We start from the raw sequence: 25,381 nt of genomic DNA, 5'->3' as shown, positions 1-25,381 counted from the left end.
CCGTAGTCATTCTTCAGTACATCGACGACGGCCTCAAAGAACTGGGCCTTCTGGCTCATCAGCGCCAGCTGTTGCTCGAGTTCCTTGATACGCTGTTCGGGCGTCTGGTTGTCGGGGTCAGGCATGGTGATGCTCCTGCCGGCGCGCACAGAAGCCCCCTGGCTCCAATCTTGCCGACCATGTTTACGCAACCATACCAGAACGGTGGAACGGCCCTGAATGCCATAACGCACCTGAGCCTGTTTGTAGGTGAGCTCGCCTTTTTCAATCTGCTCGACCAGCGCCAGTTTAAAAGTCAGCGAGTAATCGCGCTGTGTCCGTTTCACACCTTGTCCCATCGGGTTCTCCATTTATTGGGGGGAAAGGTGTAAACCATATTCAGGACGGGACAATGTTCACTATTCAGGAGTATTGAAATGCAGCCACGACTGCTGTCGTTGATGCTTGCCGCTTTGCTGAGTCCATCAGCTATGGCTGGCGGCCTTGCCCTCTACGAGACCAGCACTGCCAACAGTGCGCTGGCCAACGCAGGGTCTGCCGCCCGTGCCCAAGGGGCAGATACTATCGCAAGCAACCCGGCCGGTATGACCAAACTGGAAGGTACCCAGTTGCAGGTCAATGGCGGTGTGGTATACGGCGACCTTGAGCTGGATCTGGACAACGGCGGTAACAACGGTGGAAATGCCCTGCAGACCGCGCCGCTCGGCAGCCTCTATCTGACCCATGCGATCGACGATCAATGGGTCTCAGGTATCGGCGTCTTTGGCAGTCACGGTCTGGGTATCGATTATGGCGATGGCTGGGATGGTCGTGGTTATACCCAGTCGGCCAAGCTGACCGGCATCGCCTTCGCTCCGAGTCTGGCGTACCGCATTGACTTAAATTGGTCGGTGGGAGCCAGCCTGATCGCCATGAATGGTTCGCTGGAAGCCTCTGTGGATCTGACGTCCGGGATGGGGGAAGGGCGGGAATTCTCCAACAGCGACTGGGCGTATGGCGCCTCCTTCGGGGTACTTTACGAGTTGGATCAGCACTCCCGTATCGGCCTGAGCTACTTCTCCGAACTGAAGTGGGAGCTGGAAGATCAGCTCTTCCCACGTGCTGATGTGGCAGGTCTAGGGGTCGAGATCATGATTCCGCAGACCATTACGCTAAGTGGCTATCACCAGCTCAACGACCAGTGGGCCTTGCTGGCCAGTGCCAACTGGCAGCAGTGGTCCCGTTTTGGCGATATCGGTGTGGCATCTGCCATGGGCAGCCAAACCATTGATATGAATTACAAGGATACATGGCATGCCAGCCTGGGGGCACAGGTTGATGTCACCCCTGCACTGCGTTTGAGCAGCGGAATAGGCTATGACAGTAGTGCCGTGAGTGATGAGTACCGTACTGTGATGCTTCCAGTGGGTTCTGGTTGGCGCTGGGGTCTGGGGGCCAGTTATCAGTTGAGCCCAGCCACCAAGGTGGAAGCCAGCTATACCCTGGCCTGGCTGGGGGATATGCCAGTGGATCAGGACGGGATCGGTCGCCCGCACTTGTCCGGCAGCTACAACAACAGCTACCTGAACTTCTTCAACATCGGTGTGCAACACCAGTTCTGAGTTGCAAGCCTTCACTGGTTGGGGGCTTCTTCATCCTGCCCGTCGCGCCGATCCGGTCGAGCCTGATGCGCGTTATTAGCTGGGTGGCTCATGAGGCCCACTTGTTTGCTCATCCGTTACTCAAGGAACAACATCAAATGTCATCACAATCAACCTCTGCGTTAGCGCGGTGGCTTTGGCGCCTGACGTTTATATTGGTCACGGTCGCTCTGGTTGTCTTCTTCTCGAAAGGTGCCCACATATATCCAATTGAGGCGACCAAGTTCAACCATGCTTTACCAGCCATCATGGTACTGCTTGATTCCGAGATCTTTATGGGGGTGATTACTGTGATCACTCTCTATGTGGTCCTCTATCTGGTCTATCTGCTGTGGCAACTGCATGAGATCGCTGTGCATCGAGCCAAGGTGTCTGAGTCGGTGCATATCACCCTGGTGTTTGCACTCTCCTTGTGCGGACTGTTTATCGACAAGACCTGGTGGGTGCTTGCCGTCATCATCGCCTTTGCCCGTTGGGATGTGTTGAGCGAGCGGATGAGCCTTATTATCGGCCATGGTATTCGACGTGGTCGTCATGAGGGGGAGGCATCATGAAAGAGATCCTGCTGCCCTATATCCTGATCGTCTGGTTGCTGGTCAAGCTGAACACATTGCCTTGGAACCTAAAAACTGGTTTTTGGAGTACCGCAATTGGCGCGTTATTGGCGCTTGGTTTGTTGACTACCTCTCGCCATTTGGCTCCGGTGGATTTTACCGATTCGGCGACGGTCAAGGCACCTCATGCGGTGTTGGGACCATTACTAGGCATCAACCAGTTTCATCAGATAGATCAGATTTATGTTGCGCATAATCAGCGTGTTGCGCGTGGTCAGCCCATTTATAGTCTTGCGGACTGGGAGAGTAACGGTAAGTCTCAGGCGTTGAGCTATCAGATTGACGCCCAGCATGCCCAGGTGGCGTCAGAGGTAAGCCAGCAGCGAGCGATCCAGTCACGACTGAACCTCAATCACAAGGAATTGGCTCGGCTGACCCAGTTGGGTAACTTTGCCAGTATTCAGAGCCGTGACCAGCTGCAGACCCAAATTGATGGCGATCTGGCGCAACTGAGTGCCAGTGAAGCGAAGGTTCAGGCGATTGAAGCTCAGGTGTTGAATCTAGAGACAGAGCTGGCCTTGCAGGAGCGACGGAATGAAGAGAAGGTGATCAGGGCTCCGTTTGATGGTCAGGTCTCGATAGTCAATATTGCCAGCGGTTCCCGTACCGGCAACATTCACCTATACGACACTTCTCGCAAGTTTCTGGAGTTTCGCATTCCGGATCAGAGTTTTCGCAACATAGCACCAGGCCAGTTTGCCGAGTTTTATGTAGATGCCTATCCAGGGCGCATCTTTCGAGCACGGGTGCACTCAGTACTTACTGGTACGGGGGAGGCCCAGATGAGTGTTGCGCAGGGGGATCAGGATGTACGGCAGCATGTGGGCAACAACATGTCGAGCCATGGCCGGACAGTGGTGCTCGACATGCTGGTGCCGGATGGTGTGGACTTACCAATTGGGGCAACCGGCTCAGCCTGGATTTCGGCACATAAACCCCATCCGCTGCTTGGCTTTATCGACATCATCGGTGCCGCCACCGTGCGTCTCAAGGCGATGAAGGCCTATCTGTTTGCGATGTAACGGACCGACATAAAAAAGCCCCTCCGTGAGGGAGGGGCTTGGTGAGCGAGACCGCAGTGGTCAGGCCCGTTTCTCCGAGCGGCGCATGATGAGCCGGAAGAAGAGCGGGATAAAGAAGATGGCGATAAAGGTGGCCGCCAGCATGCCGCCAATGACCGGCCAGCCGAGGGCGTGACGGCTTGCGGCACCGGCGCCGCTGGAGGTGACCAGCGGCACACAGCCGAGGATGAAGGCGAGCGAGGTCATCACGATGGGACGGAAACGCAGGCGCGCCGCCTCCAGTGCCGACTCGATGAGGCTCATCCCCTCTTCGTGCTTCATCACCGCGAACTCCACGATCAGGATGGCGTTCTTGGCGGCAAGGCCGACCAGGGTCACCAGCCCGATCTGGAAGTAGACGTTGTTGGTCAGCCCCACCAGCCAGGTGGCGAGCAGGGCACCGAACAGGGCGAACGGTACGGCGGTGATCACCGCAAACGGCAGGCTCCAGCGTTCATACTGGGCAGCCAGAATGAGGAAGATCATCACGATACCGAAACCAAAGGCCATGCCTGCACTGCCTGCGGCCGCTTTCTCCTGATAGGCGGAGCCGGTCCACTCCAGCTTGGCGTCGTTGCCAAGAGCCTCATTGGCAACCTCTTCCAGCGCGGCGATGGCCTGACCCGAGCTGTAGCCTGGGGCGGGCTGGGCCATGATCTTGGCGGCCTGGAAGATGTTGAAGCGTTCGACCAGTTCGGGGCCGGTGGCATCACGCACCGTCACCAGACTGCTGAGCGGGATCATCTCCCCCTTGTCGGAGCGGACATAGACGTTGCGGATGTCGCTCTTCTTGGCGCGATAGTCTGCCTCGGACTGCAACTGCACCCGGTAGGTACGGCCGAACTGGTTGAAGTCGTTGACATAGACCTGGCCGAAGGTGGCCTGCATGGTGTCGAACACCGCGTTGATGGGCAGCCCCAGCGCCTTGGCTTTTTCGCGATCCAGGTCGAGATAGACCTGCGGCACGTTGGCGCGGTAGGTGCTGGTGACGCTGGCAAACTCCGGGCGCGCCTTGGCTGCTTCAAGGAAGCGCTGTACTTCGCCGGAGAAGGCCTGGGCGTTGCCGGTGCCACGGTTTTGCAGATAGGCCTCAAGGCCACCTGTGGTGGACATCCCCTGAATGGGAGGCGGGTTGAAGGAGGCGACAAAGCCATCCGCCAGCCCCATCAGGCTCAAGCCCTGGAAGGTCTTGGCCAGCGAGAAGGAGTCCTGCCCGGCCCCCTGACGCTCGCTCCAGTCCTTCAGGGTAATGAAGGTCATGCCGCTGTTGCTGATGATGGCATTGGAGAGAATGTCAAAGCCCGAGAAGGTGATCACATCCTTCACATGGGGGTTTGCCATGGCGATCTTGTCGAACTGATCCGCCACCGCCTGGGTCCGGCTCATCGCGGCGGCATCCGGCAGCATGACGGCGGAGATGAGGTAGCCCTGATCTTCGTTTGGTACCAGTTCGCCCGGCACTTTCAGGAAGAGGCCGTAGATGGAGAGGATCAGCACGGCGATGATGGCAAAGGCGACCCCCACCCGACGGTTCAGGAAGGCCACACCCCGTACATAGCCGCGGGTCAGCTGGTCAAATTTTTCGTTGAACCAGACGAAGAAGCGGGCCGGTTTGTGGTGTCCCTCTTTCAGCAACACGGCACAGAGGGCCGGGGAGAGAGTCAGTGCCACCAGACCGGAGATGGCGACCGAGACCGCGACCGTGATGGCGAACTGCTTGTACATCACCCCTGTCATGCCACCCATAAAGGCGACCGGCAGGAACACGGCGCAGAGCACCAGCACGATGGCGACCACCGGACCGGAGACCTCCTGCATGGCGAGGATGGCAGCCTCCTTGGCGGAGCACTTCTTCTCGCTCATGATCCGCTCGACGTTTTCGAGCACCACGATGGCGTCATCCACCACGATACCGATGGCAAGCACCATGCCGAACAGGGTCAGCAGGTTGATGGAGAAACCGAGCACCAGCATGCCGGCGAAGGTCCCGATGAGCGACACCGGCACCGCGATACAGGGGATCAGGGTGGCGCGGAAGTTCTGCAGGAACAGATAGACCACCACGAACACCAGTACGATCGCCTCGAACAGGGTGTGTACCACCTCTTCGATGGAGATCTTCACGAACTCGGTAGTGTCGTAGGGGATCTGGTACTCGATATCCTGCGGGAAGCGCTCCTTGAGTCGCTCCATGGTGGCATGTACCGCATCGGCGACCGCGACGGCGTTGGCGCCCGGTTGCAGATAGGTGGCGATACCGATGGCCGGTTTGCCGTTGGCGCGGGCGACCAGATCATAATCCTTGCCCCCCAGCTCGACCCGGGCGACATCGCGGACCCGGATCTTGGAGCCATCGGGCATGGAGCGGACAATGATGTTCTGGAACTCCTTCACATCCTCAAGGCGCCCCTTGGTCTGCACCGTGTAGGTGAAGTCGATGGGGGCCGTGGTGGGTTGGGCACCAATCTTGCCTGCCGCGAACTGGGTGTTCTGCTCGCGAATGGCGCCGATCACGTCGCTCGGGGTGAGCTCGAGCTGGGCCAGTCGATCCGGCCGTAGCCAGATACGCATCGCATAGTCGGTACCGCCAAACAAGGTGGTATCACCGATGCCGGGAATCCGCTTGAGCTCGTCGATGATGTTGAGCAGGGCGTAGTTCGACAGATAGGTGGTATCAAACGAGCCGTTCGGTGACTGGAGGGTGACTACCTGCAGGATGGAGGTCGATTTCTTCTTGACCGTCACCCCCTGCTTTTTCACCTCTTCCGGCAGCTGGGCCATGGCAGCCGAGACCCGGTTGTTGACGTTGATGGTGGCCTGATCCGGATCGGTGCCGATCTCGAAGTAGACGTTGAGGTTCATCTGGCCGTTGGAGGCCGACCCCGACTGCATGTAGATCATCCGCTCGACGCCGTTGATCTGCTGCTCCAGCGGCGCTGCCACGGTCTGGGAGATCACCTCCGGAGTTGCGCCCGGATAAAACGCCGTGACCGAGACCACCGGCGGGGTTATCTGGGGATATTGCTCGATGGGGAGCGCCCGCATCGCCGCCAAACCGCCCAGCACGATAATGATCGAAATCACGCTGGCGAAGATGGGGCGTTCTATGAAGAACTTGGAAAACATACGGGCTCCTTACTTGGCCGCAGACTGGCTGACCACCTTGCCGGTGATCGCCTTCATCTCGTCGGCAGAGACAGGTTTTACCACGGCGCCGGGGCGAGCCTTCATCAAGCCTTCGACGATATAGCGCTCACCAGCCTGCAGGCCGCTCTCGATCAGCACGCCGGAGTCGACTGCCGCGCCCAGGGTCACCGGACGGGGCACTACTTTGTTGTCGGCATCGACCACCATCACCATGCGGTCAGCCTGGGACTGGACGATGGCGCGCGGCGGCACCACGATGGCGTTTTTGCGCAGGCCCAGATCGATGGTCATGCGGACAAACTGGCCGGGCAGTAGTACGCCGTCCTTGTTGTCGAAGATGGCGCGGGCACGGATGGTGCCGGTCTGGGGATCGACCCTGTTGTCGGAGAAGTTGAGCTTGCCCGCCTCCGGGTAGAGGGAGCCATCGGCCAGACGGATATGGGTGCGCCAGGTGGTGGCATCCTTCGCCTCAATCACCCCTTTCTTTACCGAGTTTTCGAAGTTGAGGCGATCCTGCTCCGAGTAGGAGAAGTTGACGTAGAGCGGATCAAACTGGGTGATGGTAGTGAGCAGGCCGTTGTCGCCGCTGGTGGAGATAAGGCTCCCCTCGGACTGGGAACTCTTGCTCGCCATGCCGTTGATGGGGGCGGTCACCTGGGTGTAGCTGAGGTTGAGCTCCGCCTCTTTCACCTTGGCCTGAGCGGCCTGATGACTGGCGATGGCCGCTTCATAGTTGGCGATGGTGTCGTCATAGTCCTTGCGACTCACCACCTGACGCTTGAAGAGGGGAATGATGCGATCCCGATCGGCACGGGCCTTGTTGAGACGGGCCTGCTCCTGAGCCAAAGTCCCTTTGGCCTGCTCCAGTGCCACTTTGTAGGGCTCCGGGTCAATCAGAAACAGCTCCTGACCGGCGGTAACCGGCTGGCCTTCCACATAAGTGCGCTTGAGCAGGATGCCACTGACCCGGGAGCGCACATCGATCTCCCGAAAACCGGCGGTCTCTCCCACCATCTCGGTGGTGAGCGGCACATCGGTCAGCTTGACCTCGGCGACCACCACAGGGACGGCGGGCATGGTCTGGGCCGTCTGGGTCGTCTCGCCGCCACAGGCACTCAGACCGCTGATCAGCGCCAGGGTCAGCAAGCTGCGTTTGTAAACCTCTCTTCCGGCATTGGGCACCTTCATCATCACACTCCTGTTGGATCGATTTCGGCTGCTGCGTTCAGCATGTTTCTCCATACACATCATTAACTTCATGATTAAAAAAACAACTTATTTATGATTGGAATGGGAGATGATAGGGCGGCAACCTTGAACACAACCTTCTCAAAGTGGCAATTAGGGTTGCCGATTGACGAAAAAAGTCTGACTTTTCCGATTTGGGCGGGGGGGCTTCGGGGATGTTCATCCCGGGCCAGGGCTCTTCGTAACCGTATCACGCCAGCCATTCCTTGCTGCAAAAAACAAGGTGCCATAAGGCACCTTGTCTGGATGGGGTTTTTACGCCCTTTTATCGCAGGCAACCGCGAGCCGCTTCACAGTTTACGAATTCGTCGCGACTCATCGGTTAATCTTGCGCCGCATCAGGCGAAGCAGGCCCAGATGGGGGCGTGGTCGGAGGGTTTCTCGATGCCGCGCAGCTCGTAGTCGATACCGGTCTCGGTCACCTTGTCCTTGAGAGCATCGGAGGCCATGATGAGGTCGATGCGCAGGCCACGGTTCTCGTCAAAGCCCTTGGAGCGGTAGTCAAACCAGGAGAAACGCTCGCACTCGGTGGGATTGGCGGCGCGGAAGGTGTCGGTCAGGCCGAACCCTTTCAGTCGCTCCATCCACTCCCGCTCGATGGGCAGGAAGGAGCACTTGCCATCCCGCAACCAGCGCTTGCGGTTCGCTTCGCCGATGCCGATGTCGAGATCGGTGGGGGAGATATTCATATCCCCGATCAGCACCAGCTGGTCGTCCGGGGTGTGGTTGGTCTCGAGGTAGTGCTGCAGATCCTCGTAGAACTTCTGCTTGGCCGGGAACTTGGTCTCGTGATCCTGACTTTCACCCTGCGGGAAGTAGCCGTTCATCACCTTGATGAGAGATCCGTCTTCGCGCTCGAAGGTGGCCATGATCATCCTGCGCTGGGCCTCTTCATCGTCGGTGGGGAAGCCTTTCTCCACCTTGACCGGCTTCTGCTTGCTCATGATGGCGACCCCGTAGTGAGCCTTCTGGCCATGAAACTCCACGTGATAGCCCATGACCTCCACATCGGCCAGCGGGAAGGCTTCATCGTGCACCTTGATCTCCTGCAGGCCGATCACATCGGGCTGGTGCTTGTCGATGATGGCTTGCAGCTGGTGCAGACGGGCGCGCAGGCCATTGATATTGAAAGAGATGATCTTCATGTCCGGGATGCTCATGTCATTTTTATAAGTGGCTATTGGACTAGGAATCGGCGGTGGATGCAAGTTTGGCCGCGGGCCTGCATCAGTGGCAGGCACCGCGGGGTGGGCAGAGGTGTCAGCGGGTCATCTTTTTGACGAATACCACCACAAACAGCGCCAGCGTAAAGCTGCCGGTAAAGGCTTCAAAAGCGGCGAAGATCCTGGAGAGGCCGACTGGAGTGAAGTCGCCGTACCCTAAAGTGGTGAAGGTGACCACGCTGTAGTAGAGGCATTCGAGCAGGAAGATGGCATTTTGCTCGAGCGGGGCACCGGGCTGGTAGATGAGGTGCTCGCCCTGAAAATGTAGTCCGCAGAAGAAGTAAAAAATGCTGCAGATAAAGATGAGCAGCAACGAGAAGAGCACCACCCGCATAGGGGCCTCGCCATAGCCGCAAAAGAGATCGACCACCCAGGAGGTAAAACGCTGGCTCGACCAGAACGGCAGTTGCAGGCGGCGCATGGTGAGCTCCTGCTGGATATAGTTGCCGGACATGGTGAAGATCCCCTGTGCCTCGGAGGCTTTGCGCAGATCCCGGTAGGTCTCTTCCGCCTCCTTGAACCAGATGCGCGCCTGTTTGGGATCCCGTTCGCGGCGCCCCTTGCGATCCTGCATCACCCGTTTGCCGGTCTGCATGTTGTCGAGCCGGGTGTTGTGCCAGCGGATGCCGAGCAGGTTGACGTCATCGAGGGTAGCGCACTGGAGGTTGGCATCACTCAGATCAGCCTTCATCAGGCTGCCGCCCTTCATGTGCAGGCCGTAGAGGTGACCACCGCGCAGGTTGGCTCGATAGAGGTTGCACTGCTCCAGTAAAAATCCCTGATCGGACTCTTTGTTGACCAGATTGAGACCCGCCAGATTGGCGCGGGCCAGCTGCAGGCCGTGGCAGAGTCCGCCAGCGCGAACGTACTGTTCAAGCGCCTCGGCGGTGTGGGCTTCCTGGTGGGTATGGTGGGGATCATGCCAGTGGCAGAGATCGTGCTCGCCAGCCTCTTCACTGCAGTGGCGGCCATCGGCCACCAGATAACGACACATCGCCATCTTCGTTTCCCTCGCATTGCCGAACTGGTTTCAGCATAGGCGGGGAAAAGGGGGGGCGGCGGCGTCTTAGCTGAACTGGTTGAACTCCTGACGCAGCTTGCGAAAACGCTCCTGCTGGGCCGGGTTGAGGGGGATGCCGTCGAGCACGTCCAGGGTGTCCTTGCACTCGGCACCAAATTCCGGACTCTTGCGGTTTTTCTGCATCAGTTGCAGCAGCACCTGGATCTTGTTGAGAGCCGCACCGGTATTGGCGGGAGCGCGGCGCAGGGCCTCGCGAAAATGGCCGAGGGCCTGCTCCAGCTCGCCGCTCTGATAGGCCTTGATCCCCAGATCGTTGAGCTGCTGGTAGCGCTGACGCCGCTCCAGCACCGTCTTGTCATCCCGGGTTGCCTGAATGCAGGTGGTGAGCAGCCGATCTTCGTCCTCCGCCAGCAGCCCTTGCAGGCTTTCGGCATATTCGAACTCGCCGAGCTGATAGAGGGCGAGGATGGTCTCGCCAAGGAGGGCGGGGGGCATGGTGGCAGGCTCATCGAGCCAGTTCTGGTTGGCGCGATAGAGCATCTTCTTGCCCTTGAGCAGCTCCCCCAGCGCAATCTGCACCCTGGCCTGACAGATCTGCTCGAACACCGGGTAGTTGAACTCCGACATCATCAGCGAATCGCGGATGCGCGACAGGGCCGAATTGACCTGCTTTTGCAGGTTGGCGATGTGGTAGCTGTCGTTGCTGTTGAGGGCGTAGAGGGTCAGGGTCTGGATATAGGCCCCCAGATAATGGGGCGTGCGATGGATGGAGTTGCGCGACAGGTCGATCAGCGACATCAGCACATCCTTGGCCTGGGCGTAGTCGTGGCGCTGCAGGCAAACCTCCGCCAGTCGTCGGGAGAGTTGCACCGACTGAGGGGAGATATCCACTGCCCGTCTGAGCTCCTGCTGCGCCTGCTCGTCATTGCCAAGGGCCAGCAGGGATTCTGCCAGCCAGAGGTGAGCCTCCACCATCAGCGGGGTATTTTTGAGGGTCGCCTGCAGATGGCTGACCGCCTCTTCGTGGAGCCCCAGGGTGTTGCACGCCTTGCCCAGAGTCAGGCGGGCCCAGCTGTTCTCTTGCCCGGCCAGCAGTTGGCGCATCAGGGAGCGCGCCTCCTGCGCCTGACCCAGCTTGAGGTGGGTATCGGCCTGCAGGCAGCGGCAGTAGTTGGCAAAACGGGGCACCGCATCGGCCCGCTCGGCGCAGGCGGTAATGAGCGCCGCCAGATTGTCATCGGCCAGTGCGGTAAAGACGCTGGCCAGGGCGTTGCGCCGGGCGAGGGCGCGCTTCAAGCGAAACGAGAACTGCTCCTGAGAGAAGGGCTTCATCAGGTATTCGTCGGGTTCGGCTTCCAGCGCGCTCAGTACCATGGCGCGGGAGCTGTCTCCACTGACCATTATCACCACGCTCTGGGGCGGGATCAGGTCTTTGTCGCGCAGGCTCTCGAGCAGCTGGCGGCCATTCTCGCCAACCCCCAGATCGTAATCGATGAGATAGATGTCGAAACTGCCCTTCTGGCAGCGGCGCCGCGCATCCTCGGCGGTATTGGAGTAGGTGATGTTGCTGATACCCAGATTGAGCAGCATCGCCTTCATCATCACCTGAAACGAGCGCTGCTCATTGACCATCAGAATGCGTTGTGGCTTGGCTGGGCTCTTTTTTTCTGGCTCTTGTTCAGGTGTCTGCATCTGTCTGGGTCGAGGCGCTACGGGCTGATGGGAGAAAGTGTGCCACCAAAGCGCCCGAAGAGGCAATTGGCCAAGTTGTCGATTGCGAACCATCTCCGTTTGTCCGCGATGAGTGAAAGAAAAAGGCCCTGTTGCCAGGGCCTTGAACTCACCGTTTTTTCTCTGCCAGATAGGGAGCAAATTGCGGCGTGTACTCGGACTTGAACCCCTGTTCGGTCTTGATGATGAGATAGACCGCCAGCTGGTGCTGTTTGGCAAATGCCAACCCCGCTTCAGGCCCCATCACCATCAGCGCGGTATCGAGAGCATCGGCCTCCAGCGCGGTCGGGGTGATGACGCTGGCGGAGACCAGCTTGTGGGTGACCGGCTGGCCGGTGGCGGGGTCGATGATATGGGAGTAACGCTGGCCATCCATCTCGTAGTAGTTGCGATAGCTGCCCGCGGTGCTGAGCGCCATGTCGTTGGGGATGACGATATCGGAAAACGCTCCCGGCTGATCGGAAGGTTCGACGATGGCCACTTTCCATGGCGAGCCCTTGCTGTTGTTGCCCTTGCTGCGCACCGCACCGGCCACTTCGATCAGGTAGTTGTGTACCCCCTTGCCCTCGAGCAGGGTGGCGATTTCATCCGATGCCGCCCCTTCGCCGAGAGTGGAGAGGTCGAGATAGAGATCCGGGATCGTTTTTTCGAGCAGGAAGTGATCCCCTTGCGGGGTCAGGCTCAGCTTGTCGATCCCCACCTTGTGGCGGGCGGCGGCGATGGCCGCCTCATCGGGTCGCTTGACCGGCCGTTTGTCCGGGCCAAAGCCCCACAGATTGACCAGAGGCCCCACGGTCACATCCAGCTTGCCGTCGGTCAACTTACCGGCATCAATCCCCTGCTGGACTATGATGGCCATGGCGGGCGGGATGGCAAACGGGGTATTGGCGGGCCCCTGATTGAAACGGGAGATGAGCGAGCCCGGATCGTAGGTGGAGATCTCCTTGTTCATCCGGGCCAGCAGGCTCTCTACGTCGCTTTTGAGGGCGGGCTCCCCACCGGGGTAGCTATCGCTCAGGGTCACCACATAGTAGGTGCCCATGGTCTTGCCCTGAATACGGGTCTGGGCAGGCGGGGTGGGCTGGCAGCCGGCCAGCGCCAGCAGCAGGGTCAGCAGCAGGCCGCGCAGGGCCGCCACGGGGGTTATCGCAATCATCCGGCGCTCTCATCTGGAGAAGGTTCATATCGGGGCGCTAGCTTAGCCAAGGGGCGCCCGCCGGGCGAGCCCTGATAGGGGCAATCGGAGGGAAAAGGGCAGAAAAAATTAAACAGTTTTGAACCTGTGGCGGGAGCGGGTCGTATCGTCCATCCGTGAGGGAGAGAGTGGCGAGTAGAGCACCGTCTGGTGACCTGGCCCGCAGCTTTGGCCAAAAGCCATAGCCGATTGAAGACAATTGAGTAAAATGAAGGTCGATTTAGACGGCATCTTTGCGAAGCGTTAACCGCATCCGCCAAGTCGTTGCCATCCATTGCCAATCAAAGGAGAAGATGATGAAAAAGGCGATTACCCTGCTGTTTCTGAGTACCCTGGCTGCCCCCGTGCTGGCGGATGAGTGTGCACTGGTCATTGAAGGCAATGATGCCATGCAGTACAACCTCAAAGAGATGAGCGTGCCGGCCACCTGCAAGGAGGTGACGGTCACCCTGAACCACACTGGCAAGCTGCCTGTGACCGCCATGGGTCACAACTGGGTGCTGGCCAGCACCGCCGACTATCAGACCGTGGCGACTGCCGGGATGAGCGCCGGGGCCGAGAACGGCTATCTGCCCAAGGATGATCCCCGTGTGCTGGCTCACACCAAGCTGATCGGCGGCGGCGAGAGCAGCAGCGTCACTTTCAAGACCGACGGTCTGGCGGGCAAGGATCTCACCTTCTTCTGCTCCTTCCCCGGCCACTTCGCCATGATGAAGGGCTCCTTCAAGGTCAACTAAGGTGCTGACCGGCACGAGCCGGTTGCCTCGATAGCAAAAGCCGGAATTACCCGGCTTTTTCATCTCTGCTGTTTGTGTGTGGCATGACTGCACACCGCCGACTTTCGCGCTATTTGGCCTGCAGGGTAAAGAAGGCGATGGCGGTCTTCTTCTGGCATTCGAAGTGAATGCTCTCTTCACCGGTCACCATCAGCGTCTCGTTGATGGCCACATCTTTGCCCTGCACGGCCAGCTGGCCGCTCAGCAGGTGACAGAGGTAGGTCTTCTCTGGCTCGAGGGTAAGGGTCAGCGGGAAGGGGAGGTTCAGTACCCGCACGTTGGCGCTGATGCGATCCGGATGGTAGATAAGCCCGAGATCGGTCACCTCTTTTTTCAGCAACTCGCAGTGGGTCTCCTCATCGCCGCTAAAGTGCGCCGCCTCGAAGGTGGCGTAGGGGTGACCGTTGAGCACAAAGCCTGCCCCGCTCACCGGCAGCAAAATGCGCTGATAGCTGGGAAAGGGGGAGAAGGGGCCCGCGCTCTTGATGGGGGCCGAGCTCAGTCGATAGTCAAAATCGAGTTTGGCAAGGCTGCTCCCCTTGGGGGAGATGAGGATCTGGCTGGTGGTGCCCTGCTGGTTTTTCCAGGGCATCTTCTGGTGGTCAGACTCTTTAATCAGGGTGATCACGGGCACTTCCTCACGATAAAAAAACGCAGGGAGCCGGGGACATCTGCCCCGGCTCCCTGATAGAGATTGGCGATGGTAAAGGCGATCAGCCCTGACCATCCAGTGCTGCCAGCCGCGCTTCCATGGCGGCGAGACGGCTCTTGAGCTCGTTCACCTCCTGCTCCAGCTCGCTCAGGCGGTCGGCGGCAGGGGAGGCATAGGCCGCAGCGGGGGCAGCATCCATCATCGCCTGAATATCCACTTCGCCGCTGAACAGGTGGGCGTAGCGGGATTCGCGCTTGCCCGGCTCGCGCGGCAGCTTGACCACGTAGGGGCCACGCTCGATGAGCTGGGTCAACACCGCATCCACCTCGGTGACATCATCAAAGCTGCAGAGGCGGTTGGTGCGCGAGCGCAGCACCCCCGGGGTTTGTGGGCCGCGCAGCAGCAGTTCGCAGACAATGCCGAGTTCCCGGGCACTGAATTTCAGCTCGCCAAATTCGGTGTTGCAGAATCTGTGCTGATAGCGGGGCACCCGGGCGTTGAAGCCTGCAGTGTTGACCACCAGCCGCTTGCGGATCAGCTCGTCCACCACGGCGCGGATATCGAGCTCGGAGAGCTCCAGCACCGGCTCGCGGTTGCTCTTCTGGTTGCAGGCGTTGACCAGTGCATTAAGGGAGAGGGGATATTGATCCGGGGTGCAAATCTCTTTTTCAATCAGACAGCCGATGACGCGGGCTTCCAGCGGGCCAAGTACTAACTCCATTTCCTACTCCCTTCCAAATCGAGACATCAAGAGCCCCTATCTTAGTCATGGTCCGCGCCGCGTCTAGCGTTGCGCGCCATTTTTGCGAGCTGATCAGGGCGTTGGCGAAAGGCTCGCCAACGCCACAGACCTTTGCTTTTTATCGCTGTCCCTGATAGAAGCGCGCCTTATTGGCATACATGGCGTCGTCAGCCACCCGGCTCAGCTCCGCCAGCGGGGTCTGGTCGCTGCTGCTCCAGCCGATGGCAAAACGCAGCGGGAAGCTATGCTCCCCATGCTGCACGATGGCGTGTTGCTGGCTTGCCTCCAACCTGCCTGCCAGCTGCTGGCTGGCGAGGTGATCCGCCTCCGCCAGCAGAACGAACTCGTCGCCGCCGATGCGGAAAATCTTCTCATTCTGACGGCAGAGAGTGCGCAGCTGGCGAGCCATCTGGATTAGCAGGGCGTCGCCTGCCTCGTGCCCATACTGGTCGTTGGTACGCTTGAGGCCGTTGAGATCGAGCATGAAGAGGGCGAGGTGACGCTCCGGATGGCGCGCCAGCACTGCTTGATAGTGGTGGAAGGCCTCTTCGAACGCCTGCCGGTTGGGTAGCCCGGTGAGGTTGTCGGTGCGGGCGACCCGCGCCAGCTCGTCGGTGAAGAGGCGCCCCTCGATGCCCACCGCCAACTGCTTGGCAAACAGCCGCAAGATGGCCCTGTCTTCGGACTCCAACCCTTCTGCGCTCACCATCAGATAGCCAAACAGCACGCCGCTTTGGCTGCCGGGCAGGGTCATGATCTTCCAGAGTGCGTTATCCCACTGGCATTCGGAGTGTTTGACCTCCTCATCCATCAGTTGAGCCAGTTTCTCCTGCAGGGCATCCCGCAAGGGGGCATCGACCCCCTGGGTCAGGGAGTAGTGAGGCTGGCCATCGCGGCGGATCACCAGCCCCCAGCGGTGGCCGGGATAGAGCTGCGAGAGTTGCAGCAGGGCGGAGCTGGCCAGCTCGGCAATATCGATATCCAGCTGCTGGTGCAGACCGAACTGCAACCAGGATTGCAGGATATGGCGGCTGCGCTCCTCCCGGCTCAGGGCCGAGCGCAGGGCGGTCGTTTGCGAGGCGACCTCTTGCTCCAGTTCGTCGTTGAAGCCGAGCAGCCGCTGGTTGAAGGCCTCTTTCTCGCTATTGGCCTGCTGCAGCTGTTCATTTTGCTGATAGAGCGCCCGCACCTGATCCGAGATGGTGCTGGCCATCTCCTGCAGCAACTGGCGCACCTCGTCGTACTCCACAAAGCGCAGCGGTGCCTGCCGTTGCTGGTAATTGCCCTTGCCATAGCTGCGCACCAGCGCGGCCAGCGAGCGCAGCGGTCGGGTGAGCCAGCGGGTGAGCCAGACGCAGCCGATGGCCACCAGCAGCAACATGACAGCGATGCTGACGGTCAGCAACTGCTGGGATTTATTGAGCTCGCTGACCCTGTCATTGCTGTAGCTGTAGAGGGTGATGGTGGGGGTGCTCTCCTGCTCCAGCTGGGGCCAGCCAATGGCCAGGGGCTGCGCCATCTTGCTTGGCTCCCTGTCATCCATGGCGTTGGCGCTCTGGTGAGCCCCTTCGTAAAGACGGTTCTCGCCCTGGGAGATCACCAGATATTCGCTTCCCTTGAGATAGGGTTCCAGCAACTGGGCCATCTGCCGCCAGGGGAGAATGGCCATCACGAAGCCGGAAGGGGTCTGCATCACCCCTGCTCGCTGGTGGTTGCGATAGATGGGGGCTACCAGCGCCAGCCCGCCGCTGCGGTTTTGCTCCATGTCGTCGACCAGCACGGGATCATCGACGGGCAGCAGCAGATGCTTGCCCTGTTTTGCCTCGCGGGTCTTGCCCCAGGCTATCAGCTGCGGCATCAGGTTGCTCGATTCGAGGTGGGAGGCCTGGCCATTGATGTACTCCACCACCAACCCCTTGTCATCGATGAGGTAGGCCGAGGTGATCAGGCTGTTGGATTTGACAAAGGTGGCCAGCGCCAGCCGGGCATGGCTGGAGAAGAGAAAGTTGTCGAGGGCCTGATGGAGTACCCGATCCTGGCTGAGCTGATTGAGCTGGGTGCCGATCAGCTCGCTGCGAAAGCGGGCCTCGCGGGTCATGCTGGTGAGGGCTCGCTCCAGCTGCGACTGCTCGCTCTGGGCGATGATCTGGTGCTGACGGATCAGCAACACAGTGCTGGCCAGCAGCGCCGGCAGCAGGGCGACGGTGAACAGGATGATGATGAGGGTCGGGCCGAGCCGAAAGGTGCGATGTTTCATGGTGCTTTGACCTGCCGGTACTGCTGATCGGCCAGCTGCTGCATATAGCGGGCGGTGTCGGCGGCACTGATCCCCTCTTTAAAGCGCTCGAACCCTTTCTCCATCGCTTGCCAGGCGATGGACATGGCGCTGTCGGAGGGCATGGGGGTACTGAGGGTGAACTGTTCCAGCAGCACTTTTTCCTGAGGCGTGGGACGGCGGCTGATGGCGGTAAAAGCCTGCTGATTGACCGGCAGCAGCGCCCCCTGATGATAGATGAACTGTTGAATATCCTGACGCTGGATAAAGGTCATCAATGCCTTGATGACGGGTTGCCGATCCTCATCGTCCATCGCCCCGCGGGAGGCTCCCAACACGTAGGCGCCGCTCATGGAGTGCATGGGATGGCTTTGCCAGCGGGGCAGCAGGGCGACGCCCAGCTTATCCCCCATGTTCTTCACCAGATCATTGAACGCCCAGTCCCCATTGATGAGGTAGGCGCTCTTGCCCTCATTGAAGCGGGCGAGGGCGGTGTCATAGTCGCACTCGGGATCGACCCACTGTTCGCTGGCGACGGTGCGGTAGGCCTCCAGCGCCTGCACCATGGCCGGGCTGTCGAGGGTGATGCGCCCTTCGGTCACCGGCGAGCCGCCAAAGGTGTGTAAAAAGGCGGCGAAATAGTACATGTCGTGATAGGGCCAGCTGACGGGGTAGACCCCCTTGGCCTTGAGGGTCGGGGTGATAGCAGTCAGTTGCTGCCATTGGGTCACCGGAGTCGAGACCAGCGCCTTGTTGTAAAACAGCATCAGATGGTTGCCCTGCATCATGGGCATGCCCCAGCGTTGCCGATCCAGGGTGACATAACGCAAGGCACTGGCCATTAGCGCGGGGGAAAACCACTCGGCCGGGAGGGGAGCGAGGGTCATCTGGCGATAGAGGCCGATAAAATCGGAGGGGATCAGCATCAGGTCGGGCAGCCCCCTTGCCTGAGCCGCCAGCAGGAGATCCGCCTTGATCTTGCCCGGCTCAATCTGGGTGACCCGTACTCTGTGGTTCCCCTCCTGATTGAAGCGGGCGATCACGTCGTCGATCACGTAACCAGCCTGCTGGGAGTGCCACAGCTCCAGTTCAGGCTCCTGAGCCTGCAGGGGATGGCTCAATGCGAACAGGCAAAGCAGCAAGAGATGATAAAAAGATAGTTTTCTGCTCATGTTATCATCACCGTTATTCCCTGAATTCCAAGGGAAAAATGTAACAAACTACCGGCAAGATCGGTAGGCTCGGGTGTCAACTAATTGACTGAAACAACAAAAAGCCCGGCGCGTGGGCCGGGCTGGGGGATAAATTGCTTATCCGCATATTCTTCGAGGCATCTATTGTGGATGTTGTTTGAGGATGTCGTATATCTCCTCTTTCAGTTTGAGTTTCTGTTTTTTCAGATCTCTCACCTCGGCGCTATAGTCGCTGGCGTGATGCTTTTCCAACTTTCTAATCTCCGCATCCAGGTCGTTGTGCAAGTCAAACTTCTTCTGGAAATGGACATCACTGCTCTTCAGTTTCGAGATAAGTTCTCTGTACTCTGGGAACATGTAATGGAGCCTCCTTGGTTTCGTTTGATTGTGCCTGTAAGACCAAAGCTACCCCTTAGTGCCGGGGATAAATGTGATCCTGATCGGATTTGGGGGCAATGATTTGGAGTATTCGGCGGGATATTTATAACTTGTTGAATCAAAACAAGATAAGTGATTTATCAATCTGAATGGTGAGCCAAACTGTGGGACAAGTCACAACAGGGGCTGTGTCGGCGTGAGGGTGCAGGATCAAAAAAGGGGCCGACTGGCCCCTTTTTATGGATGCACAGGCAACGTTACTCTTTCTCTTCGTCCGCCTGCTCTTTTTTCTTTTTCTTCTCGGGCAGCGGCTTGCCGTCGCGGTGGATCACCTTGCCCGCCTCAAAGCCAATCTGGGCCGCCAGCTCCTCCAGATCCGCCGACTTGGCCTGATCCCCGATGGCGTAGCGATAGTTGGCGATGGAGAGCTTTTCGGCCACCGGCGTGCCCGGGACGATAGGCTCGCGCCAGCCCTGGCCGATGTGGGCCACTAGGGTGCCGTTCATCAACAGCTCGCCGACGATCTCCTGGGTTGGATTGCCCTTGCCGTAGGTGAGACCCTGCGGGTGCTTCTTGCCGACCAGCGGCTCGTTGCTGGCGGGGATCAGCTTGGTGCGGATCAGCCACTTGGGCTTTTTGGTGTTGCCCACCGCCTTGCCGGTCTGGTACTCGTTGATCTTGATGGTCTTGATCATCTGGGCCATGAAGTCCTTGGTCAGCGCCTTCTGGGCGTCGCTGGTTTCATCGATGGCGATGGGGGCCACATACCAGGTCTGAGTGGCTTGAGCCTTGGGAGCGGCAGGGGCAGTTTGTGCCATGGCCAGGGGGCTGAGCAGGATGGCAGCCAGCAAGAGTCCTATCTTCTTCATTGTGATTCCGCTTTTGTTTCAACAAGAATTTTGTTTTGCCAGCGACGACTGCGCCAGCGCCAGAACATGGCCAGACCGCGCACCCACTCGTCGCAGGCCAGCGCCAGCCAGATACCGACCAGTCCATAACCCTGCATGATACCGAGGAAATAGGAGAGTGGCACGGCAATTCCCCACATGGAGAGCAACGCCATGTAGAGGGGGAAACGGGCATCCCCGGTGGCCCGCAGGGCGTTGATTACCACCAGATTGAAGGTGCGGCCGGGCTCGAGGATAAGGCTGATGAGAAACAGTTGCGCCACCTGGGTGATGATGTCGGCATCATCGGTAAAGAGGCTGATGATGGTGCGGCCGTTGAGGGCCGCCGCCACGGCGATGACGCAGGTGACCGCCAGCCCCAGCTTGAGGCTCTTGAGCAGCTGCTGATAGGCGCGATCGAACTGTCTGGCCCCCGCCAGATGGCCGATGATGATCTCGTTGCCAAGGCCGATGGAGAGGCCAAACAGCAGGATAAACAGGCAGATCTGGAAGAAGTAGGATTGGGTCGCCAGCGCCTTGTCCCCCAGCAGTCCGACAAAGGCTGTCACCACCATAAACTGCAGCATCCAGGAGAGGTTCTCTCCTGCCGCCGGCAGGCCGATATGGAGCACCTTGCCCAGCATCTCCCGGCTGGGGTGGACGATATCGCGCACCACCAGTCGAATGCCGGTCTTGCGGGCTACCAGCCACACCAGCAGCACCACGCCGATCAGGCGGCCCGCGACCGTGCTGATGGCGACACCGGCGACGCCAAGCTGGGGCAGGCCGAACCAGCCGTAGAGCAGCAGCAGGTTGCCGACGAAGGTGATGAGGTTGACGATCAGGGTCACATACATCGCCTGACGGGTGTGGCCGTGAGCGCGCAGGGTGGCTGCCAGACAGAGGGCTGCGGCCTCCGGCAACAGGCAGAGACCGATGATCTGCAAGTAAAGCGTCCCGTCGCTCATCAGATTGGCAGGCAGGTTCATCAGCGCCAGCATGGTGCTGGCCCCCGCCATCACGCCGATGGCTGCTACCAGACCGATCAGCAGGTTGAAGCCGATAGCGGTGTGGATCACCACCCGACTCTTCTCCCGATCGCCGGCCCCCAGATACTGGGTGATCACCACGCTGGTACCGATACTGACGAAGCTGAACAATGTGATGGCGAGATCGAACACCTGATTGCCGACCGCCAGCGCCGCCACTCCCTGATAGGAGACATGACCCACCATGAAGGTATTGAGGGCACCCGTCAGAAAGTGCAGGGCGAGATCGATAAAGAGCGGCCAGGTCAGCGCAAAGAGGGTGCCCGGGCCTGCGTGGGATTGAGATTGCATGGCATGTCCAACAGCTGGGAGGGCACGGGGGAGTGCCCTCTGGGGGCGCATTTAACACCAAGGCCAAGGCCGGTGCAATCCTTGTGCAGGATTGCACCGGCCAGGGGCGCAGGCCAAGGGGTCAGGCAGGCGTGGCGCCCGCCTCCTGTTCGCTTGGCAGGGTGAGGCGAGCCGAGTCGGGCAGGGCATCATCCTGCGGCCAATTCGAGCGGATGGCATCTGTGGTGCTCTCCACCACCGCATCATCCTTGAACACCGGCTCGCGGTAGCAGCGGGTCAGGCGTAGCGCCTGATACATATCGGGGCAGAGGATGATCCCCTCATCGCCCACCCGCACGCCTGCCTGCTTTAGCCAGTGGGTCATCTGGCCGTGGCGACCCGCCATCACCATATGGATGCCGCGCCGTTTCAGCTCCTTGTGCAGCTCTCCCACCATGCTCATCACGCTGATGTCCTGATGGGTGAAGCAGGCGACCGCATCGATCACCAGGCACTTGGGGGCTCGGGGATCCTGCACCAGCAGGGCCAGTACCCGCCGCTTGAAATAGGGGGCATTGAAGTAGGTGAGCGGCGAGTTGAAGCGATAGACCAGAATACCCGGGATCGCCTTGGCCTGTTCGTTGTCCCCCAGGGTGCGCACCACCCCCTCGTCATCCATACCAAGCAGCTGGTCGGTGGGACGCATCACATTGCGCAGGAACTGGAACAGCCCCAGCAACACGGCGAGGGTGATCCCGGGGATCACCCCCATGGTGAGCACGCTGATAAAGGTGACCAGCGCCAGCCAGAAGGCGGATCGATCGGAGTGGCGCAGTGCCCAGAGACCGCGAAAATCGGTGAGCGACAGGGAGGCCATCACCAGCACCACCCCGAGGGCGGCGGTGGGTATATATTTGAGCGGCGCCGTCAGATAGAAGGTGATGAGGGCGATCACCGCCGCAGCGATGATGGAGACCAGCTGGCTCTTGCCGCCGTTGGCGTCGTTGACCGCGGTGCGTGAATCCGCGCCGCTGATGGCAAAACCCTGGGAGACCGCGGAGGCGAGGTTCGCCATACCGAGGGCCCGAAACTCCTTGTCCGCGTCGATTTCGTAACCGTTTTTGGCTGCAAAGCTGCGAGCGGTCAGCATCATGGAGACGAAGCTCACCATGGCCAGGTTAAGGGCAGGCAGCACCAGCTCCCGCATCAGACCGGGGGGAAATTCCGGCATCTGGAAGGCGGGCAGACCGGAGCCCACCGCCCCCAGGGTGGCGATATCAAACTGGCCGAGATTAAAGCCCCACACCAGCGCAGCGGTCACCACCATGGCCACCATGGAGGAGGGCCATGCCGGTTTGTAGCGCTTGGCCAGCAGCAGGGTGAGCAGAGCCACCAGACTCATGGCCAGGGTCGGCAGATGGGTCTGGGTGATATAGGTGGCCCCGCTGGCGATCCGCTCGATGAGGTAACGTTCGCTGAAAGTGAAGCCGAAGATCTTGGAGAGCTGGCCCACCATGATGGTGATGGCCACACCATTGAGCAGCCCCATCAGGATCGGGCGGGAGAGAAAGTCCGCCAGCACTCCCAGCTTGAAGCGGCTGGCAATCAGGCACCAGAAGCCGGTCATGGCGGTCATGGTCATCACCAGTTGCCAGTGACGGGTGGGGTCGCCTGCGGCCAGCGGCGTCACCACAGCGGCGATGACCGCACAGGTGGCGGCATCGGGGCCGACAATCAGCTGGCGGGAGGTGCCAAACAGGGCGTAGACCAGCATGGGCAGGATGCAGGAGTAGAGGCCGACGATGGCACCCACCCCGGCAAGCTCGGCATAGGCGATGGCGACGGGCAGCGCCACGGCCGCCACCGAGAGTCCGGCGCGAAGATCTGGCATCAACCAGGCGCGCTGGTAATGCAGCAGGGCGGCGAGGCCCGGTAGCCAGCGTTCGAGAGAGAAGAAGTCGCGCATTATTTAACCCATTGAGTTACAACCAGCTTTTCCCCTAGTGTGCCCAAGGTTATCGAAAGATTGCAATCAGGTTATGGCCAGTTTACCTGAAGGTCAGGCCAGATAGCCCGCCAGCGTTTCTCCTTGATGCGCTGGGTAAAAATCTGTTTGTCCTGGCGACATCTGGGGTTGGCACTCACTTGCAGCGACCAGTTGATGGTAAAGCCGTAGGGGGCAAGCCACTCGCACTCGCCATCCTGATTCAGGCGCACGCCTATGCAGGTGGGCACCTCGACCCAGTGGCTGAGCGCCTCAAGGCTGCTGGCAAACGGCGTCACCAGCTGCCGCGTGTGCATGCGGGCCTGATTGCGCACCTCCCACTGCTGGCCGGGCAGGCGTTTGGCGAGCCAAGCTTCGTGCTCCGCTTCAGCCAGCCCTTGCGGATCGGTTTTGTCGAGATAGATAAGGTCGATATCGTTGAGCGGGGTGGGCTCTGCCTTGTGGTGAAGGTGATCCCAGATGAGGTTGCGGATAAAGCCTGCTCCCAGCGCCCAGTCGGGCAGATTGAGCTCGGCCGCGGCTTGCAGGCAGGCCATCCGCTGCGGATCGGCCCGCAGCAGGGCTTCTGTTTTGGCTTGGAATTGCTGTTCGAGGGCGGAGTTCAGAGGTTCAGTTGTTGGCATTGCGGCGTAACCAGACATCAATGTAGCGGCAGCTCGGCACTATAGTGAGCCCCTCCGCCTGAGTCCAGTTGAAGAAGGCGCGCGCCAGCTGATCGGCAATCCCCTGCACCCGCAGCTCGGGAGGCACGAAGGTGCTGTAGGCGTCGATGGTCTTGGCATCGAGCCGCCGGTAGCGCAGTCTCGACTCTTTCCCCTCCACCATACAGATGAACTGCTGCTGGTTGGCCTGATGGATGATGTCGCTCATGGTGGGCACCTCTGGCATAAAGTTGGGTCTCTCGGCACAACATAACTGTTAGCCAAGGTATAGAACAGATAATGAGAGCCCGTGGTCAATATCATCCCCCTTTGACAGAGGGCGCATCGATATCGCGATGCAGATCAAGGTGCCCGATGGTGAGTCGGGCACCGCGTTAGTGTCAGCACAAGAGTGTTGGCAAAGGGGGGAGGGATCAGGCCCAGGCCCGCTCCAGCAGGGTAAGTAACTGCTCACGGTCGGCATCCTTGCGATTGAACAGCAGGGCACCATCGTTGATCGCCAGATCGCGGATCTCGGTCAGTAGCGAGCGATCGCTTACCCCAGCCTCACTCATGGTGCGCGGCAGCTTGACCGCTTGCCACAAGGTGTCGCGCAGGGAGCGAATGGCTGTGATGGTCGCCTCCGCCCGCTGATGGGCCGGGGTGGCGGCAAAGCGTTCTGCCCCCACCAGCGGCAACAGCAGCCGGGCCAACTCGCTATCCACCTCGGGGCGGTTGTAGTCGAGCACGGTCGGCAAAAAGAGGTTCATGCACAGCCCGTGGGGCAGATGGCAGCGGGCTCCCAGACTGTGGCCGAGGGCGTGCACCAGCCCCACCATGGAGTTGGAGAATGCCATGCCAGCCAGCGTGGAGCCTTCCGCCAGTTGCAGCCGCAGCTGTTTGTTTTGCGGGTCGTGGATGATTTGCGGCAGGGCGCTGGCGATCTTCTCCACCGCCATCAGGGCCAGTGCATCGCTCACCGGGTTCTTGGCGGTACCGATAAAGGCCTCGATGGCGTGGGTCATGGCGTCCATGGCGGTGGCGGCGGTGATATTGAGGGGCAGCCCCTGGGTCAGGCGCGGGTCGAGCACCGCCAGCTGGGGAAGCAGGAAGGGGGAGGTGAAGGGCACCTTGCGCCCGCTCGCCTCATCCTTGATCACTGCAACCAATGTCACTTCTGATCCTGTGCCCGCCGTGGTGGGCACCACCGCCAGCGGCTTGAGGGGACGGGTCAGGCAACCGGCGCCCGAGGAGTCGAGCAGATGATCCCCCCCCATGGATGTGAGAATGTTGACCGCCTTGGCGGTGTCGATGACCGAGCCGCCCCCCAGCGCCACCAGACTGTCGCAGTCGAGCTCACGATAGCGTTTGGCGATCCGCTCCACCACGGCGGTGGAAGAGTCGGCCGGGATCTCGTCCCAGATGGCGGCGACCGGCAGCTCCCCCTCGGCCAGCACATTGGCCAGCAGGGTGGCAAGGCCGGTGGCATTGACCCCCTTGTCGGTCAGCAGCAGCGGGCGACGAGCACCCAGGCTGGCCAGCTCGCTGGCCAGCTGCTCCAGCGCCTGTTCACCGGCCAGCAGTTTGACCGGGCAGAAAAAATCGTAATAGCGGCTCATTTCAAGGCTCCTTG

At 60.0% G+C, this 25,381-nt stretch carries 21 protein-coding genes and 1 pseudogene; 4 read left to right on the top strand and 18 right to left on the bottom strand.

Annotated features, from left to right (window positions below):
- Window positions 1-338, bottom strand: a pseudogene (locus AB5Y90_RS03380) (IS3 family transposase); the annotation flags it as partial.
- 78 nt (window positions 339-416) lie between these two features.
- On the opposite strand from AB5Y90_RS03380, the gene AB5Y90_RS03375 reads away from it, so the two are divergent.
- The 3 genes from AB5Y90_RS03375 to AB5Y90_RS03365 all read left to right on the top strand — a co-directional run bounded on the left by AB5Y90_RS03375 (window position 417) and on the right by AB5Y90_RS03365 (window position 3,276).
- Window positions 417-1,601, top strand: coding sequence for an OmpP1/FadL family transporter (locus tag AB5Y90_RS03375; protein ID WP_307896483.1), 1,185 nt, complete (start codon window positions 417-419; stop codon window positions 1,599-1,601).
- A gap of 287 nt (window positions 1,602-1,888) precedes the next feature.
- Complete coding sequence (locus AB5Y90_RS03370) at window positions 1,889-2,194, top strand: hypothetical protein (RefSeq protein ID WP_021231217.1); 306 nt, start codon at window positions 1,889-1,891, stop codon at window positions 2,192-2,194.
- Window positions 2,191-3,276 (top strand): HlyD family secretion protein, encoded by a 1,086-nt coding sequence (locus tag AB5Y90_RS03365; protein WP_307896484.1) that lies wholly within the window; start codon window positions 2,191-2,193, stop codon window positions 3,274-3,276. Before AB5Y90_RS03370 ends, AB5Y90_RS03365 begins: the two co-directional genes overlap by 4 nt.
- 60 nt (window positions 3,277-3,336) lie before the next feature.
- Here AB5Y90_RS03365 and AB5Y90_RS03360 read toward each other — a convergent pair whose 3' ends face one another.
- From AB5Y90_RS03360 to AB5Y90_RS03335, 6 genes are all read right to left on the bottom strand, one after another.
- Window positions 3,337-6,441, bottom strand: a complete 3,105-nt coding sequence (locus AB5Y90_RS03360) for an efflux RND transporter permease subunit (protein ID WP_005353224.1) — start codon at window positions 6,439-6,441, stop codon at window positions 3,337-3,339.
- Between the two features lie 9 nt (window positions 6,442-6,450).
- Window positions 6,451-7,650, bottom strand: coding sequence for an efflux RND transporter periplasmic adaptor subunit (locus AB5Y90_RS03355; protein ID WP_042056448.1), 1,200 nt, complete (start codon window positions 7,648-7,650; stop codon window positions 6,451-6,453).
- A gap of 398 nt (window positions 7,651-8,048) precedes the next feature.
- A complete protein-coding gene (xthA, locus tag AB5Y90_RS03350) occupies window positions 8,049-8,855 on the bottom strand; it encodes an exodeoxyribonuclease III (RefSeq protein WP_368166560.1) in 807 nt (268 codons plus the stop codon).
- Window positions 8,856-8,970: 115 nt separating this feature from the next.
- On the bottom strand, window positions 8,971-9,933 hold the full coding sequence (locus tag AB5Y90_RS03345; protein WP_270818975.1) for an ion channel: 963 nt from the start codon (window positions 9,931-9,933) through the stop codon (window positions 8,971-8,973).
- A gap of 66 nt (window positions 9,934-9,999) precedes the next feature.
- Window positions 10,000-11,646 (bottom strand): tetratricopeptide repeat-containing response regulator, encoded by a 1,647-nt coding sequence (locus AB5Y90_RS03340; RefSeq protein WP_042056451.1) that lies wholly within the window; start codon window positions 11,644-11,646, stop codon window positions 10,000-10,002.
- Window positions 11,647-11,794: 148 nt separating this feature from the next.
- The gene (locus AB5Y90_RS03335; RefSeq protein ID WP_368166559.1) at window positions 11,795-12,841 is read right to left on the bottom strand and encodes an FAD:protein FMN transferase; all 1,047 of its coding nucleotides are present in this window, start codon (window positions 12,839-12,841) and stop codon (window positions 11,795-11,797) included.
- 335 nt (window positions 12,842-13,176) lie between these two features.
- On the opposite strand from AB5Y90_RS03335, the gene azu reads away from it, so the two are divergent.
- A complete protein-coding gene (gene azu / locus AB5Y90_RS03330) occupies window positions 13,177-13,617 on the top strand; it encodes an azurin (RefSeq protein ID WP_005337768.1) in 441 nt (146 codons plus the stop codon).
- A gap of 109 nt (window positions 13,618-13,726) precedes the next feature.
- Here the strand turns inward: azu and AB5Y90_RS03325 are convergent, their stop codons facing one another.
- The 11 genes from AB5Y90_RS03325 to AB5Y90_RS03275 form a co-directional block, all read right to left on the bottom strand.
- Complete coding sequence (locus AB5Y90_RS03325) at window positions 13,727-14,284, bottom strand: HutD family protein (RefSeq protein WP_368166558.1); 558 nt, start codon at window positions 14,282-14,284, stop codon at window positions 13,727-13,729.
- Between the two features lie 85 nt (window positions 14,285-14,369).
- A complete protein-coding gene (locus AB5Y90_RS03320; RefSeq protein WP_307896488.1) occupies window positions 14,370-15,029 on the bottom strand; it encodes a YceH family protein in 660 nt (219 codons plus the stop codon).
- Window positions 15,030-15,168: 139 nt separating this feature from the next.
- On the bottom strand, window positions 15,169-17,307 hold the full coding sequence (locus AB5Y90_RS03315) for a diguanylate cyclase (RefSeq protein ID WP_307896489.1): 2,139 nt from the start codon (window positions 17,305-17,307) through the stop codon (window positions 15,169-15,171).
- Entirely contained in the window at window positions 17,304-18,497 is a 1,194-nt protein-coding gene (locus AB5Y90_RS03310; protein WP_307896490.1) for an extracellular solute-binding protein, read from the bottom strand. Before AB5Y90_RS03310 ends, AB5Y90_RS03315 begins: the two co-directional genes overlap by 4 nt.
- Before the next feature lie 162 nt (window positions 18,498-18,659).
- Window positions 18,660-18,875: a YdcH family protein gene (locus AB5Y90_RS03305; protein ID WP_005337763.1), complete on the bottom strand. Its 216-nt coding sequence runs from the start codon at window positions 18,873-18,875 to the stop codon at window positions 18,660-18,662.
- Window positions 18,876-19,153: 278 nt separating this feature from the next.
- A complete protein-coding gene (locus tag AB5Y90_RS03300; RefSeq protein WP_005361671.1) occupies window positions 19,154-19,765 on the bottom strand; it encodes a hypothetical protein in 612 nt (203 codons plus the stop codon).
- Window positions 19,762-21,123, bottom strand: coding sequence for an MATE family efflux transporter (locus AB5Y90_RS03295; RefSeq protein ID WP_013723595.1), 1,362 nt, complete (start codon window positions 21,121-21,123; stop codon window positions 19,762-19,764). The genes AB5Y90_RS03300 and AB5Y90_RS03295 overlap by 4 nt, the downstream gene beginning before the upstream one ends.
- 121 nt (window positions 21,124-21,244) lie before the next feature.
- Window positions 21,245-23,068 (bottom strand): SulP family inorganic anion transporter, encoded by a 1,824-nt coding sequence (locus AB5Y90_RS03290; protein WP_194495774.1) that lies wholly within the window; start codon window positions 23,066-23,068, stop codon window positions 21,245-21,247.
- Window positions 23,069-23,139: 71 nt separating this feature from the next.
- Window positions 23,140-23,730, bottom strand: coding sequence for a nucleotidyltransferase family protein (locus tag AB5Y90_RS03285; protein WP_368166557.1), 591 nt, complete (start codon window positions 23,728-23,730; stop codon window positions 23,140-23,142).
- Window positions 23,717-23,977 carry a GNAT family N-acetyltransferase gene (locus AB5Y90_RS03280; RefSeq protein ID WP_005337747.1) on the bottom strand — a complete coding sequence of 87 codons (261 nt, stop codon included), beginning with the start codon at window positions 23,975-23,977 and terminating at the stop codon, window positions 23,717-23,719. Before AB5Y90_RS03280 ends, AB5Y90_RS03285 begins: the two co-directional genes overlap by 14 nt.
- A gap of 205 nt (window positions 23,978-24,182) precedes the next feature.
- Complete coding sequence (locus AB5Y90_RS03275; protein ID WP_368166556.1) at window positions 24,183-25,367, bottom strand: iron-containing alcohol dehydrogenase; 1,185 nt, start codon at window positions 25,365-25,367, stop codon at window positions 24,183-24,185.
- Window positions 25,368-25,381: the final 14 nt, after the last annotated feature.

It is taken from the genome of Aeromonas sp. R4-1, assembly GCF_040908325.1.
Lineage (GTDB): Bacteria > Pseudomonadota > Gammaproteobacteria > Enterobacterales > Aeromonadaceae > Aeromonas > Aeromonas veronii.
Note: the sequence above shows the minus strand (reverse complement) of the source record. Positions and strands in the feature narration are given on the sequence as shown.

Excerpts from the sequence above, each read along its gene's own strand:
- AB5Y90_RS03375 (WP_307896483.1), top strand. The coding sequence starts at position 417 with ATGCAGCCACGACTGCTGTCGTTGATGCTTGCCGCTTTGCTGAGTCCA.
- AB5Y90_RS03370 (WP_021231217.1), top strand. The coding sequence starts at position 1,889 with ATGGTACTGCTTGATTCCGAGATCTTTATGGGGGTGATTACTGTGATC.
- AB5Y90_RS03365 (WP_307896484.1), top strand. The coding sequence starts at position 2,191 with ATGAAAGAGATCCTGCTGCCCTATATCCTGATCGTCTGGTTGCTGGTC.
- AB5Y90_RS03360 (WP_005353224.1), bottom strand. The coding sequence starts at position 6,441 with ATGTTTTCCAAGTTCTTCATAGAACGCCCCATCTTCGCCAGCGTGATT.
- AB5Y90_RS03355 (WP_042056448.1), bottom strand. The coding sequence starts at position 7,650 with ATGAAGGTGCCCAATGCCGGAAGAGAGGTTTACAAACGCAGCTTGCTG.
- xthA (WP_368166560.1), bottom strand. The coding sequence starts at position 8,855 with ATGAAGATCATCTCTTTCAATATCAATGGCCTGCGCGCCCGTCTGCAC.
- AB5Y90_RS03345 (WP_270818975.1), bottom strand. The coding sequence starts at position 9,933 with ATGGCGATGTGTCGTTATCTGGTGGCCGATGGCCGCCACTGCAGTGAA.
- AB5Y90_RS03340 (WP_042056451.1), bottom strand. The coding sequence starts at position 11,646 with ATGCAGACACCTGAACAAGAGCCAGAAAAAAAGAGCCCAGCCAAGCCA.
- AB5Y90_RS03335 (WP_368166559.1), bottom strand. The coding sequence starts at position 12,841 with ATGATTGCGATAACCCCCGTGGCGGCCCTGCGCGGCCTGCTGCTGACC.
- azu (WP_005337768.1), top strand. The coding sequence starts at position 13,177 with ATGAAAAAGGCGATTACCCTGCTGTTTCTGAGTACCCTGGCTGCCCCC.
- AB5Y90_RS03320 (WP_307896488.1), bottom strand. The coding sequence starts at position 15,029 with ATGGAGTTAGTACTTGGCCCGCTGGAAGCCCGCGTCATCGGCTGTCTG.
- AB5Y90_RS03315 (WP_307896489.1), bottom strand. The coding sequence starts at position 17,307 with ATGAAACATCGCACCTTTCGGCTCGGCCCGACCCTCATCATCATCCTG.
- AB5Y90_RS03310 (WP_307896490.1), bottom strand. The coding sequence starts at position 18,497 with ATGAGCAGAAAACTATCTTTTTATCATCTCTTGCTGCTTTGCCTGTTC.
- AB5Y90_RS03305 (WP_005337763.1), bottom strand. The coding sequence starts at position 18,875 with ATGTTCCCAGAGTACAGAGAACTTATCTCGAAACTGAAGAGCAGTGAT.
- AB5Y90_RS03300 (WP_005361671.1), bottom strand. The coding sequence starts at position 19,765 with ATGAAGAAGATAGGACTCTTGCTGGCTGCCATCCTGCTCAGCCCCCTG.
- AB5Y90_RS03295 (WP_013723595.1), bottom strand. The coding sequence starts at position 21,123 with ATGCAATCTCAATCCCACGCAGGCCCGGGCACCCTCTTTGCGCTGACC.
- AB5Y90_RS03290 (WP_194495774.1), bottom strand. The coding sequence starts at position 23,068 with ATGCGCGACTTCTTCTCTCTCGAACGCTGGCTACCGGGCCTCGCCGCC.
- AB5Y90_RS03285 (WP_368166557.1), bottom strand. The coding sequence starts at position 23,730 with ATGCCAACAACTGAACCTCTGAACTCCGCCCTCGAACAGCAATTCCAA.
- AB5Y90_RS03280 (WP_005337747.1), bottom strand. The coding sequence starts at position 23,977 with ATGAGCGACATCATCCATCAGGCCAACCAGCAGCAGTTCATCTGTATG.
- AB5Y90_RS03275 (WP_368166556.1), bottom strand. The coding sequence starts at position 25,367 with ATGAGCCGCTATTACGATTTTTTCTGCCCGGTCAAACTGCTGGCCGGT.